This is a genomic window from Plantibacter sp. MDV22-iso1 (assembly GCF_058408345.1).
Genome location: NZ_JBZVDY010000003.1, coordinates 162791 through 175390, shown reverse-complemented (window position 1 = coordinate 175390; position 12600 = coordinate 162791). Strand labels below are relative to the sequence as shown.

At 70.0% G+C, this 12600-nt stretch carries 10 protein-coding genes; 5 read left to right on the top strand and 5 right to left on the bottom strand.

Annotated features, from left to right (window positions below):
• The first annotated feature begins 126 nt into the window (after positions 1 to 126).
• Positions 127 to 1188 carry a glycoside hydrolase family 6 protein gene (locus AC4PMY_RS15685; RefSeq protein WP_491623160.1) on the top strand — a complete coding sequence of 354 codons (1062 nt, stop codon included), beginning with the start codon at positions 127 to 129 and terminating at the stop codon, positions 1186 to 1188.
• A gap of 55 nt (positions 1189 to 1243) precedes the next feature.
• Positions 1244 to 2197 (top strand): response regulator transcription factor, encoded by a 954-nt coding sequence (locus AC4PMY_RS15680; protein WP_369808451.1) that lies wholly within the window; start codon positions 1244 to 1246, stop codon positions 2195 to 2197.
• Positions 2198 to 2255: 58 nt separating this feature from the next.
• Here the strand turns inward: AC4PMY_RS15680 and AC4PMY_RS15675 are convergent, their stop codons facing one another.
• Positions 2256 to 2633: a hypothetical protein gene (locus AC4PMY_RS15675; RefSeq protein WP_491623159.1), complete on the bottom strand. Its 378-nt coding sequence runs from the start codon at positions 2631 to 2633 to the stop codon at positions 2256 to 2258.
• Positions 2630 to 4126 (bottom strand): glycosyltransferase family 2 protein, encoded by a 1497-nt coding sequence (locus AC4PMY_RS15670; protein WP_064295323.1) that lies wholly within the window; start codon positions 4124 to 4126, stop codon positions 2630 to 2632. The genes AC4PMY_RS15675 and AC4PMY_RS15670 overlap by 4 nt, the downstream gene beginning before the upstream one ends.
• A gap of 199 nt (positions 4127 to 4325) precedes the next feature.
• Between AC4PMY_RS15670 and AC4PMY_RS15665 the strand changes: the two genes are divergently transcribed.
• The gene (locus AC4PMY_RS15665) at positions 4326 to 4964 is read left to right on the top strand and encodes a hypothetical protein (protein WP_064295375.1); all 639 of its coding nucleotides are present in this window, start codon (positions 4326 to 4328) and stop codon (positions 4962 to 4964) included.
• 19 nt (positions 4965 to 4983) lie between these two features.
• On the opposite strand, the gene AC4PMY_RS15660 is transcribed toward AC4PMY_RS15665, so the two are convergent.
• The 3 genes from AC4PMY_RS15660 to AC4PMY_RS15650 form a co-directional block, all read right to left on the bottom strand.
• Positions 4984 to 6156 carry a diguanylate cyclase domain-containing protein gene (locus tag AC4PMY_RS15660; protein WP_064295324.1) on the bottom strand — a complete coding sequence of 391 codons (1173 nt, stop codon included), beginning with the start codon at positions 6154 to 6156 and terminating at the stop codon, positions 4984 to 4986.
• A complete protein-coding gene (locus AC4PMY_RS15655) occupies positions 6153 to 7889 on the bottom strand; it encodes a sensor histidine kinase (RefSeq protein WP_491623158.1) in 1737 nt (578 codons plus the stop codon). The genes AC4PMY_RS15660 and AC4PMY_RS15655 overlap by 4 nt, the downstream gene beginning before the upstream one ends.
• 76 nt (positions 7890 to 7965) lie before the next feature.
• Positions 7966 to 8448, bottom strand: a complete 483-nt coding sequence (locus AC4PMY_RS15650) for an Lrp/AsnC family transcriptional regulator (protein ID WP_064295326.1) — start codon at positions 8446 to 8448, stop codon at positions 7966 to 7968.
• A gap of 193 nt (positions 8449 to 8641) precedes the next feature.
• Between AC4PMY_RS15650 and AC4PMY_RS15645 the strand changes: the two genes are divergently transcribed.
• Together AC4PMY_RS15645 and AC4PMY_RS15640 are read left to right on the top strand one after the other, a co-directional pair.
• A complete protein-coding gene (locus tag AC4PMY_RS15645; protein WP_491623157.1) occupies positions 8642 to 9448 on the top strand; it encodes a PP2C family protein-serine/threonine phosphatase in 807 nt (268 codons plus the stop codon).
• Between the two features lie 91 nt (positions 9449 to 9539).
• Complete coding sequence (locus AC4PMY_RS15640) at positions 9540 to 12593, top strand: FtsK/SpoIIIE domain-containing protein (protein ID WP_491623156.1); 3054 nt, start codon at positions 9540 to 9542, stop codon at positions 12591 to 12593.
• Positions 12594 to 12600 lie beyond the last annotated feature (7 nt).

Genomic DNA, 12600 nt, shown 5'->3' with positions numbered 1-12600 from the left:
CGTCGTGGGGCCGTCCATGCGGCCACTGAGCGAATCCGTCCCCCACTCGGGGCACGGATTCGCGGGAAACGACACCGCACCGCGGGAATGTCGGGCACAATTGCGGATGACCATGCAGGAGGATCCGTGCCGAGAACGCCCCGCGACCGACGACGTGCCCGGACGGCCGTCGCCCTCGGCGTCGTCGCCGTCCTCCTCGCCGGCGGTGCACTCGCGGTGTCGCTCGTGAGCCGTGTCCCGAACGCCGCCGCCGGCCCGTTCGACGGAGCGCAGTTGTACGTCGATCCGTCCTCGCTGGCCGCTCGCGCCGCCGCGGCCGGCCCGGCGGACGCGACCGAGGAACCGACGAGTTCCGCCACGGCCGGGACGAGCGGCGGTTCGAGCGGCGACCCGACCGATGTCGCCCAACAGTTCGCAGCGGCGGAGCGGCTCGCGGCGGAGCCGACCGCGATCTGGCTCGTGCCGGAGCGCTACCCGATGGGAACCGTCCGGGACACCGTCTCCGAGATCGTCCGGTCCGCGGAACGCTCCGGTTCCATGCCGGTCTTCACGGTCTACGGCATCCCGGAGCGGGATTGCGGCAACCAGTCCGCAGGTGGGCTGTCGAGTGACGAGTACCAGGACTGGGTCGCCGAGATCGTCGCCGCCGTCGCGGATCACCGCGTCGCCGTGATCCTCGAACCGGATGCCGTCGCGCTTGCACCGGACTGCGGTGACCGCACCGCGCGGATGCGGCAACTGGCAGCCGCGACCGAGCAGTTCGCGGACGCGACCGTCCCCGTCTACCTCGACGGTGGGCACTCCGACTGGCGTCCGCCCGCCGAGATGGCCGAGCTCCTCCGGGAGGCCGGTGTCGCCGACGCCACCGGCTTCGCCACCAACGTCTCCAACTACAACACGACCGAGGACGAGATCGCCTATGCGGAGGAGCTGAGCGGCCTCCTCGACGGCGCCCATTACGTGATCGACACCTCTCGGAACGGCAGCGGCTCGAACGGCGAGTGGTGCAATCCGTCCGGCCGGACGGTCGGGCAGCAGCCCCTCACCGCGCAGGCCGAACACCTCGACGCGAACCTCTGGGTGAAAGCCCCCGGAGAGAGCGACGGAGCGTGCAACGGTGGCCCCCTTGCTGGGGTATGGTGGCCGGAGCAGGCCGTGCAACTGGCCAAGGGATTCAGCGCGTGGTGAGTCGGGACCGGCCACATCCGGCACGTCGCTGACGGGTGGAACGGGTAGGGGCATCGTGACCGAAGAGCTGAGCGAACGTCGGACCGCGGTCGTCATCGAAGACGACGCGGACATCCGCCAACTGCTCGAGACCGTCCTGGAGCAGGCCGGCTTCGAGACGGTGTCCGCAGCGAACGGTCTCGACGGAGTGGAGGCGGTCCGGACGCACAACCCCCTCGTCACGACCCTCGACGTCAGCATGCCGGGTATCGACGGGTTCGAGGCTGCCAAGCGCATCCGCGCCATCAGCTCCACCTACATCGTCATGCTCACCGCGCGTGGCGACGAGATCGACACCCTGCAGGGCCTCGACTCCGGCGCCGACGACTACATGACGAAGCCGTTCCGTCCGCGCGAGCTCCGTGCCCGCATCGAGGCGATGCTCCGTCGGCCTCGCGCGAACGGGGATGCTCCGGCCGTCGCCGCTGTGGCACCGGCACAACCGGCTCCGACCGCGGTGGCGCCGGCTGCAGCCGCTCCGGCCGCGCCGGCCCAGGTCGCCACGCCGCCGCTGCAGCAGCAGATGTCGTCGCCCGACCCCACGATCGTGCACGAGACCGTCGCGCGTCATGTCGCGCCCGTCGGTCAGTCGGTCGTCCCGATCATCATGCAACCGGCCGCCGCGGCGCCTGACGACGGCGAGGGGTGGCTCGTCCACCGCGGTCTGAAGCTCAGCTCGGCGACCCGCATCGTCGAGGTCGACGGCACCGAAGTGGACCTCACCCGGAGCGAGTTCGACCTGTTGCAGGCACTGATGGAGTCCCGTCGTCGGGTGCGCAGCAAGGCTGATCTCGCGCTCATGCTCCGCGGCGAGAGTTACATCACGGCCTACTACGTCAGCGAAGCCGACAAGCGTGCGATCGAGGTGCATCTCGCCAACCTGCGACGGAAGCTCGCGGACAGCACGGTGGCGCCGCGGTTCATCGAGACGGTGCGCGGCGTCGGCTACCGCATGACCTCCGACGACTGACACCGCCGCGGTCCCGACCGCGACGCACCGGCGACGAACGACGCCGGGTGGCCGGAGCTCAGGATTCCGCCGCGTCCGCCGCGTCGAGTTCGAGCAGCCGGTCGCAGCTTCGACGGCCGACCTCGTCGAGGGCGCCGTGGATCTCGCGCGCGCGTTCGAACTGCCCCAGCTCGATCGCCCGGAGCCCGGCACTCGCGAGTCCGGACACCCCGATCACGCCGAGCATGACGCTGGAGGAGCGGATGCTCAGGAGCACGACCTTGGACTCGTCGGCGTCGTCGGCGTCGAGAGCCGCTCGCAGACGCGCCAGCCGGATGGGCCACATCTCGACGTAGGTCTGGACGAAGCGACGACGACTGCGCAGGTCGCCCGAGAGTTCTTGGAGCAACCTGCGCAGTTCGTCGGCGTCGACCGTGCCCGGGTCGGGGGAGGTCACACCCGGTAGCCGCGCTGACGACGGATGAGCTTGCCGAACATGCTGAGCGTCTGCAGCACGGTGATGACGCCGAGGACCGGCCAGCCCGCCCAGAGGATCGTGGACTGGACGACGGGGGAGAGCTGGGTCCAGGCTGCGACGATGGCGATGATGGCGGCGAGGACGAACAGGAGCGGCGCGAGGTGCGCGTTGCCCGAGCCGCGTTCGGCCTTCGCCTGCTCGGCCCAGTTGTCGACCTTCTTGTTCGAGGCGAACTTCGACCAGGCTCGGATGAAGTGCCCCATGCGGATCCACATGTAGAACTCGGCCGGGAAGACGAGGACCGCGAAGAGGATGTCGCGCACGTTCCGCTTCTTCATCGACAGCGCGATGCGCAGGTTGAGGAGGATGGCGATCAGCGGTGGGATGAGCCACACCGGGCTGAACACGAACGCGTGGATCGACAGCGAGCCGGCGAGCAGCACGACGAAGAGGATGCGCGTGACCATGTTGAGGAGCATCTCCGCGTTCTCGAGCCACCGCAGTCGGAGGTTCGGGTGGAGCGGCTGCCCCTTGGTGTCGCCGCGCTGGCCGGGCCACATGAGCTCGATCGCACCGTAGTTCCACTTGACCTGCTGGGCGTCGAGCGAGCGGACGGTGGTCATGCCACCGACGTCGGCACGGGCGCGGGCGCTGATCTTCGTCAGGTAGCCGGCGCTCTTGATCTGCAGCGACAGGAGCGAGTCCTCCACCTCGGAGTCCTTGACCCACGGGGTGGACTGGTGGTTCTGCTCCATGGCGTCGCGCAGGGCCTGGACGGAGAAGATCGAGTACTGTCCGCCGAGCACGGCCATGTTGCGGCCTCGGAGCATGTTCTGCATGTTGAACGCGGCGAACTGCGTGCGCTGGCCGGCGATGAGGAACGCCGGGACGATCTGCTTCTTGAACGGCTCGTCGTCGATCGAGAAGATCGCGGAGATGCCGCCGATGCGACTGTCCGAGACGATCTCGGCTTCGAGCGACTCGATCGCGGTCGGGTCGGCGACCGTGTCGCCGTCGACGCCGAGCAGGTAGTCGTAGCCCTCGACGAGCGTGAAGCCGTAGTTGAGCGCGCCCACCTTCTTGTCGGGGTTCTTCCCGATGTCGTGGATGAACACCTCGGTGAACTGCTCGTAGCCGTCCTCGTCGACGCGGGAGTGCGGGCCGGCGTAGGGCGCGGCGACGTCGACCGACCGGTCCGTGGTGTTGTTGATGACCACGTGGATCACATCGGGCATCCGCGTCTGCTCGAGGAGGGACGCGAGCACGGCCGGCAGCGACTCCTCCTCGTTGTAGGCGGGGATGATGCACCCGATGGTCGCACGGTACTCGGGGAGCGAGTTGACCGAGTCGATGAATTCGTTGGCGTACGCTTCAAGTTCGGGCGCGAGAAGCGGCTGCGTCTGAATGTACCGAGGGTCAGGCTGCTGGGCGTTGGGCCGAGCGTTGTCCGGTCGCGCTTCGAGTTCTGACATCAGGGGTCCTGTTCCGAGAGGGTCGAGTGCAGCGGGTCGCGCTGCAGTTGCAACTCTGCCGCGTTCGGCGCGGCTTTCGCGCGTGAATGCGATAGCGTCGCCTCAGGATTTCCTCAAGATTCGCCCTGGCCCCAGTTCGTGGGTCATGCGGACCCGCGAGGACCACTCGATCATCCCTCCGAAACCCGTCAGGAGTCTCATGTCGATCCACCCCAGCCCGGCCCGGAACCGGCGCGTGCAGCACGTGCTCCAGGCTGCGACCGCCGCCGTGCTCGTCCTCGGTCTGAGCGCGTGCGGTACGCCGCCCTGGGAGGAACCGGGTGCGCAGCCCACGACCTCGCCGAGCGCCTCGAAGACGCCGAGGCCCACGGTCAGTGCCATCACGAACGAGCTTGCGAGCGGCAGCGCCAAGCACACGCTGACCGCCGGAGCGGCGACCCTCACGGTCGACTACTGGTCCACCCTGTCGATGGACGCGTGGACCGCCGACGTCAACAAGCCCGTGAGCTTCTCGCTCAGCGGCGTGCTCAACCCCGACGACCTCCAGGCGCTCTACCTGTCGCGTGTGACGCTGACCACAACGGTCCACGGGCCGAAGGGGCAGCTGGAGTCGCCTGCGCCGTTCACCGACCAGTCGACGGTGGCGCCGGGATATCTCATCAAGGCGCCGTACAGCTACAGCCAGACGTTCGTCCTGCCCGAGGTGGACAGCGCGGCGACCGGCGTCACCTTGACGATCACCTACGAGCTGCTGGTGCAAGCGACGCCGACGTCCGCCGAGTATGCGAAGCAGACTGCGGTGGACACCCTCACGATCGCGATCGCCCCGCGCGCCTGACCGCAGTCCCGCGGAGCCGTCAGCGGCCCGTCGGCGACGATGAGGCGAGGACCGTGCGGTTCCCGCCGGCTGCCGCGGCACGCAGGCTGGCATCGCCGGCGGCGCGCGTGAGGACGGCGACGTCGTATCCGAGGTAGTCGGTCAACGCGATCCCGATGCTCGCCGTCGGGCGCAGGCGCGGTGTGGTCTCGACGGGGTGGTCGAGCAGACCGTCCTGGATGCTCTTGGCCGCCTGGAGCGCGACGTCGGCATCCACCGCGGGGGTCGCGATCAGGAGACACCCGGCGCCGTCCTCGCCGATGTCGGAGAGCGTCGGACCGTATCGACGGACCGAGGAGATGAACCCCTCGGCGACCTCGCTGCTGAACGCCGCTCCGAACGCCGTCGTCATCTCATCGAGGTCGTCGAGTCGGACGTGGAGGATCGCGAGCTGCTCGTCGTGGAAGTTGGCCCGCTCCAGCCAGTCCTCGACGATGCGGACGAAGGACTCCTGGAGGAGGACGTCGTCACCCGTGTACGCGACGATGCTCCCGTGCCGTCGGCTCGCCGGCGCGGCCCGCTCCGCACGCAGTACTGAGAGCACCACGGTCGCGACGATCAGGAGCGCGATCAGCAGCAGCGAGGCGGCCACGGTCCCGAAGAGCGTCGTGAACAACGCACCGTCCGGCCCCTCCACGAGGAGTGTGATCAGCCGGGCTGCGAAGAACAGGGACGCGATGCCGAGCACGATGGTGAAGCCACGGGTGGTCGGGTTGTCCCGCATCGCGCCGACGAGCGTCTCCGCGGTGCCGAGGCCCGCGAACAGGGCGATGCACAGGAACGTCGCAGGCGCGCCCGCCCAGGGGCCTCCCGAGGGCCCGGCAGCGAGCGCGGCGACGATCGTGACCGCCGTTCCGACGAGCGAGACCCAGAGCAGACTCGATTTGCCGTTGAAGAGCCGTGCGCCGGACCACAGGGCGGCGATGCTCAGCACGTAGCCACCGTTCCCGGCGGCGGTCGCCCACCAGGCCTCCTGGCTGAGCGCGCTGACGACGTAGGAGAAGCTGGTGAACATCCCGGCCATGTAGGACACGGACCACACCCGCCCGCTCGCGTCGTCCTTCCGCATGAAGGTGTTGACGATGAACGTGGCGCCGCAGACGAAGATCACGAGCGCGTTGATCACCGCGACGGTCTCGCTGTCGAAGGTCATTCGGTGCCGCCTCTCGGAATACGGACCACCGCGGTCGTGCCCTCACCGAGCACGCTGTGGACGGTGAGGTCGCCGCCGTGCAAGCGGACGATGTCCCGACTGATCGCGAGGCCGAGACCGCTGCCGTGCACCGTGGAGTTGCGGACGAGGTCGGAGCGGAAGAACCGCTCGAAAAGCTTCGGCTGATCCTCCTCGGAGATGCCGATGCCGGTGTCGCGCACGATGACCCAGGCGGTGTCGCCCTCCGCGGTGACGCCGACGCTCAGCTCCCCGCCGTCGCGGTTGTACTTGATGCCGTTCGAGAGCAGATTGTCGACGACCTGCCGGAGGCGGAACGGGTCGGCGAAGAGCGGCACGGTCTCCTCGTCGTGGCGTACGATGCTGATGCTCCGTTCGGCGGCCAGGTGCGCCAACGACTCGACCGACCGGTCGACGATCTCCCGGAGCTCGCACTCGGAGCGTTCGAGCACCATGGTCCGGTTCACGTCGCGCGAGGCGGCGAGGATGTCCGCGATGAGTTCGAGGAGTCGATCGCCGTTCGTCTGGGCGATCGTGAGCTGCTTCGCGACCCGCGGGGGGAGGCCGGGGTCGTCGAGGGCGAGGTCGAGGTAGCCGAGGATGGACGTCAGCGGCGTCCGGAGTTCGTGCGAGACGGAGGCGACCAGATCGTCCCTGGCGCGGATCGCGTTGATCTCGCTCGTGACGTTGCGCGAGACGAGCACCGTGCCGTCGTATCCGCCTTCGTGGTCGTAGAGGCGGCGGGAGGTGAGGGCGAGGGCGATCCGCTCGGTGCCGGGGGCGCCGAGCCACACCGTGAGGTTCTCGAACTCCTCACCACGACGTGCGCGGATGTACGGCTTGTCCTGCGGCTGGAGGAGGGTCAGTCCGTCCTCGGCCCACACCGGGAGTGCAGGATTGACGTCGGACAGCTCGCCGACCTCGTCCTGCAGCCGCGTCTGGAACCGGTTCACCATCGCTCTGGCTCCGATGCGGTCGAAGCGGACGACACCGAAGTTCACGGCGTTCAGGATCTCCGCGAGGCGGCTCTCCTGGTCTTGCGCGCGACCCAGGGCGGTCTCGAGCTGGCCGGCCTGCTTGTTCAGCAGCACGCGCTGCGCCTCCGTCCGCTTCGCCGTCATCGCGGTGGAGACGGCGACGAACGCGAGGACCGTCGGCAGGATGACGAGCGCCGGCAGGTTGGCGATCGTGATCTGCCCCGGTGTCATCGCCAGGGTGGACCAGCTCGACGTGCACACGAGCACGATGGCGGTGACGGCGCCGGCGAGGCCGAAGGCCGTCGCCATCCAGATGGTCGGGAAGACCCAGAGGAGGCCCGCACCGATCAGTGGCTCGCCCTGCCGGATGAGTGCGATGGCGATGATGTCGAGGATGGGAAGCACGATGAGCAGGCGCGGTGCCTGGTGCCAGGGCACGATCGGTGCGAGTGCCGTGGCGATGAACGCCAGGATCACGCCGACGTAGAACAGGACCGAGTTGTCGTCGACGCCTTGGAACAGGAGCGTGGCGAACAGGATCGCGACGACCGCGAGGCCGAAGAGCAGCTGTGGGAAGGCACTGTAGCCGGTCATCCGGCCGACGCGTCGGGGGACCTCGACCGCGTGCGGGCCCGTTCTCGTGGGGCCGGTGTCCGAGCGACCCGGTGCCGAGGCGGTGTCACCCGACGTCGACGGGCCGGACGGGGGAGTCCGTTCTCCGGTCGGCTTCGCGGGCATGGGTCGAGCGTACCTCTGTCGGGGGGTGGCGGAGCGTGATACGAGGGACGGCTTGCGCTGGCGCGGGAGAATCCCCCTAGCGGGTGCCCCAGTCGTAGAGCTGCTTGTGCAGGCGCAGATAGACGAAGGTCTCGGTTCCGGAGACGCCGTCGACGGTGCGGATCTCGTCGTTCAGCAGCGCGATCAGTTCCTCGTCGTCCTCGCAGACCACTTCGACCAGCAGATCGAAGGAGCCGGCGGTCAGGACGACGTAGTCGACGGCGGACAACGCGGACAGGCGGTCCGCGACCACTCGCGTGTCACCGGTCACACGGACACCGATCATCGCCTGCCGGGTGAAGCCCAGCTGCATCGGGTCGGTCACCGCGACGATCTGGATGACGCCGGACTCCGTGAGTTTCTGCACCCGTTGCCGTACGGCGGCCTCACTGAGCCCGACGGCCTTCCCGATCTCGGCGTAGGAGCGACGTCCGTCGGTCTGGAGCTGCTCGATGATCGCCTTCGACGTGTCGTCGGGCGGCGCCGCCTTCGCCGGTGCATCGGAGCTCGCTCGTGTCATGCGTCGATCATGACAGCGCAGACGGGTCGCGGCAAGCGGATCCGCAGGCCCGACCGATCCTGGCGTGCGGATCCGTCGTCGCCGATCCCCGGACGGAATCCGCCGAGCCGGGTGGGGCGGTCCTGCGGTCGGCCGGTACCGTACTATCGTCGAGGGTGCATCAGCCACCGCCAGCCGTATTAGAGGAGCAGACGTGACCGAGCACGGGCAACGGACCGTCACGCTGCCCGGCGGGCGTCGAGTCTCACTCGCGTGGGCCGGCATGACCGATGTCGGCAAGCGGCGCGAATTGAACGAGGACGCCTTCGTGGCGCTCCCTCCCGTGTTCGCCGTGGCCGACGGCATGGGTGGGCACTCCGCCGGCGAGGTCGCGAGTGCGGCGGTCGCGCACCGCCTCACCAAGGCCACCGAGGGAGCCGAGATCCTCACCGTCGACGGCCTCGTCGACGCGCTGCGCATGGCCGTCGCGGACATGATCGACACCGCGGAGGAGGGCGAACTCGGCATGGGTACGACCGTCACCGGTGTCGTGTTGACGGCGGACGAGGGCGAGGGTCGCGTCGCGGTCTTCAACATCGGCGACTCCCGGGTGTACCGCCTGCAGGAAGACGAGCTGGTCCAGGTCACCGAGGACCACTCGATCGTCCAGGAGCTGATCCGCGCAGGGGCGATCAGCCCGGAGGAGGCGGAGTTCCACCCGAACAGCAACATGATCACCCGGGCCGTCGGTCCGTCGGACGACCCCGTACCTGACGTCGAGCTCTTCCCGATCGAGACCGGTGCCCGATGGCTCGTCTGCTCGGACGGGCTTACGAAGGAACTCACCGACCACGGGATCTGGTACTTCCTGACGGAGGGGGCCACGCCGGTCGACGCGGCCGAACTCCTCCTGCGTGCCGCCCTCGACAACGGCGGACGCGACAACGTCTCGGTCATCGTGCTCGATATCGCGGCGGTCGACGAGGCCGTGGACGAGAGCGTCGAGCAGCCCGCCTCCTGAGCCCGCTCCACAGCCGCTGCTCGCGCGGGCTTCGCGCCCGGTCGGACCGTCCCGTCAGCCGGTCAGGGCCGCTGGGTGCTCCACTGGAGCCATGAGCCCTTCGGACGTGACGCCCTCCGCGACCAACTCGCACCGGCCCGCGACGACGTCGGCCCGCCTCCGTGCCCCCAGCCCGCCGGCAGAGTCGCCCACCGGGTCGCTCCCGATCCTCGCAAGTCTCGCCCCGGTCGTCGGGTCGGTCGCCCTGTTCGCGATCACCGGCTCACCCGTGACCCTCGTCTTCGCCGCGCTCGGGCCCCTCATCGCCGTCGCCGGCTACATCGACGCACGCTGGACCAGACGGCGGCGCGGACGACGGGCGCGTGCGGCGTACGACGCTGCGACGCAGGAGCTGGAACAGGACGTCGCGCGAGCGCACGCCGAGGAACGCGAGGAACTGCGAGCACTCCACCCTGCCGGTCGGCTCCTCGACGTCCTCGACGGACCTGATCGCGCCAGGTGGCGGGTACCGGAGGCCCGCCGCACGCTCGTCTGCATCGGGCGAGGGGAGACGAAGAGTGCCGTCCGGGTGGATGCCGGGGCCGACGACGACCAGTGGGCGTGGGCGGCACGGCTGTCCGAGGCGCCGGTCGTGGTCGACGCGGTCGAGGGGATCGGCATCGTCGGTGGCAAGGTGTTCGCGCGCGCGGTGGCCCGCAGCATCCTCCTGCAGCTCGCCCGACAGTTCCCGCCGCAGGCAGCGCAGTTCTCCGGGGACCCCGCGGCTCCCGACGACCGCACCTGGGCGTTCCTGGAGGACCTCCCGCACCGCGCGGTCTCGGACCCGGTGGAGCCGGTGCGCGACGGGGGTGCGGCGGACCCGACGACCCTCGTCTCGGTCGTCGAGCGTTGGGAAGCGGTCGGGGCCGCCGCGGGGCGCTCGGGAGGACGCCCACCGACCGGCGGTGTGCTCGTCGCCCTGTCCGACACCGTCGAGCTCATCCCCACCCGCTGCCGACACCTGCTCGTGCTCGGCACCGACGGGCAGACCGTCCTCGCCGACGGGACCGGCGCCTCCTCGTCCGTGTCGGTGTCGCCGACCCTGCTCGCGGAAGCCGAGGCGGAGCACGTCGTCGGGGCGCTCACCGCAGCCGCACTCACGACGGGGGAGTCCCCGGCGCTCTCGAGTCTGCCGACCGACGTCGCCTTCGCGCAGGTGCATCCGGTGCGGGGCCGTCGCCCACCGGCGGGATCCGACTGGCGGCCGGATGCGCTCCGGGTCGCCGTCGGCACCGGCGTCGAGGGCGTGCAGCTGCTGGACCTCGGGGCGGACGGGCCCCATGCGCTGGTCGGCGGCACGACCGGGAGCGGGAAGAGCGAGCTGCTCATCACCTGGATCACGGCTCTCGCCGCGCAGTGCTCGCCGCAGGAGCTCTCTCTGCTCCTCGTCGACTGTAAGGGCGGCGCCTCCTTCCAAGCGGTGGAAGCCCTGCCGCACGTGGTCGGGATGGTGACCGACCTCGAACCGGGAGCGGCGGACCGGGTCGTGTCGAGTCTGCGCGCCGAGCTCCGCCACCGCGAGCGTGTGCTCGCCGGACACGGGGCTCGGCACCTGCTCGACCCCGTGCTTCTGCCGGAGCATCGCCCGGCACGGCTCGTCGTCGTCGTCGACGAGTTCCAGGCGCTGCTCGACGCCAGCCCGCACCTCCATCAGGTGTTCGCAGACCTCGCGGCCCGCGGGAGATCGCTCGGCCTGCACCTGATCCTCTGCAGTCAGCGTCCGGCGGCGGTCGCCGCCGATGCCATCCTCGCGAACTGCACGCTCCGTCTCTCGCTCCGGGTCACCTCGCGCCCCGACAGCGCCGCGATCCTCGGTGTGCCCGATGCAGCTGCGATCCCGGCCGGAACACCGGGCCGCTGCATCGTCTGGAACGGCGACCGACGACTCGTGTTCCAATCCGCGGTCACGTCGTCCGACGACGTCCTCGCGGTGCGTGAGCGGTGGCGCGACGCGCCTGCACCTCGGCGACCATGGCTCGACCCCCTGCCGGCACGCCTGGCCTTGGGTGCCGTCTCGGCGATCGAGGCGGGACGTGCCGGAGGCTCGGAGAGCACCGGTGTCGACTGTCTTCCCGGGGAGGGCATCGTGTTCGGCCTCGCGGACCTCCCCGAGGAGCAGGCGCAACGCCCCGCGGTGTGGTGTCCGGAGCACGACGGCTCGCTGCTGGTGCTCGGCACCGGACGTTCCGGTCGAACGACCCTGCTGGACACGCTCGAGGTCGGCGCGCGCGATCGCTTCCGCGTGGAGCGTGTCGGCCAGGATGCCGAGCAGGCCTGGGACACCGTCATGGCGCTGTCGGATCCGCTCCGTCCGACCGAGCGCACCCTCCTCCTCGTCGACGACGTGGAGTCGCTCCTCGCCACCGCCGGGGACGAGCACGGCGCCGCCCTCCGCGACGCACTGCTGGGCCTGCTTCGAGACGGCGGCCGCCGCGGTATCAGCGTCGTCCTCGCCGCCTCCCGGCTCGGCGGTGTGGTCCACCGGTTCTCGGCTCAGCTGAGCAGCACGCTCGTCCTCCGCCTCGCCGATCGGCAGGATCATCTCGTCGCCGGCGCACCCGCCTCCTGCTTCGATCCACGCCGACCCGCCGGCCGCGCGCACTGGCAGGACGCGGAAGTGCAGATCGCGCTCGCTCCACCGTCTCCGGCGTCTCCGTCCTCGGCGCCCGGGGTCCACCGCTGGCGGCCGAGCCCGGCACGCGCGACCGTCATCGTCACGCGCGCGACCGGAGCGGTCCGGGCGATGCTGCAGCGCTCGACCGGTACGGAGCAACGCGTGCGGCTCATCGAACCGGCGGCGCACCTGTTCCCGTCCGCACCGCTCGCGGGCGTCGCGGGCATCGAGAGCGACGTCCTGGAGGACGACGCCGCGATCGTCGTCCTCGTCGACCCCGAGACGTGGCTGTCGGGCCGGTTGGTCGTCGGGCGAGACCTTCCGCCGAGCACCGCCGGTGCCGACCTGGTGGTCCACGGCTGCTCCGCCGCCGACTTCCGACAGGTTACCAGGAGCCGTGAACTCCCACCGCTCCTCGGCTACGCGAGCGGCCGTGCCTGGTGGTGGCGAGCCGGACAGGAGGCGATGCGTGTGGACCTGCTCGGTTCCTGACCCGAAG

What these genes read in the sequence shown, in the direction of transcription:
- AC4PMY_RS15670 (WP_064295323.1), bottom strand. Translation starts at nt 4,126, where the DNA reads ATGTCAGAACTCGAAGCGCGACCGGACAACGCTCGGCCCAACGCCCAG.
- AC4PMY_RS15665 (WP_064295375.1), top strand. Translation starts at nt 4,326, where the DNA reads ATGTCGATCCACCCCAGCCCGGCCCGGAACCGGCGCGTGCAGCACGTG.
- AC4PMY_RS15660 (WP_064295324.1), bottom strand. Translation starts at nt 6,156, where the DNA reads ATGACCTTCGACAGCGAGACCGTCGCGGTGATCAACGCGCTCGTGATC.
- AC4PMY_RS15655 (WP_491623158.1), bottom strand. Translation starts at nt 7,889, where the DNA reads ATGCCCGCGAAGCCGACCGGAGAACGGACTCCCCCGTCCGGCCCGTCG.
- AC4PMY_RS15650 (WP_064295326.1), bottom strand. Translation starts at nt 8,448, where the DNA reads ATGACACGAGCGAGCTCCGATGCACCGGCGAAGGCGGCGCCGCCCGAC.
- AC4PMY_RS15640 (WP_491623156.1), top strand. Translation starts at nt 9,540, where the DNA reads ATGAGCCCTTCGGACGTGACGCCCTCCGCGACCAACTCGCACCGGCCC.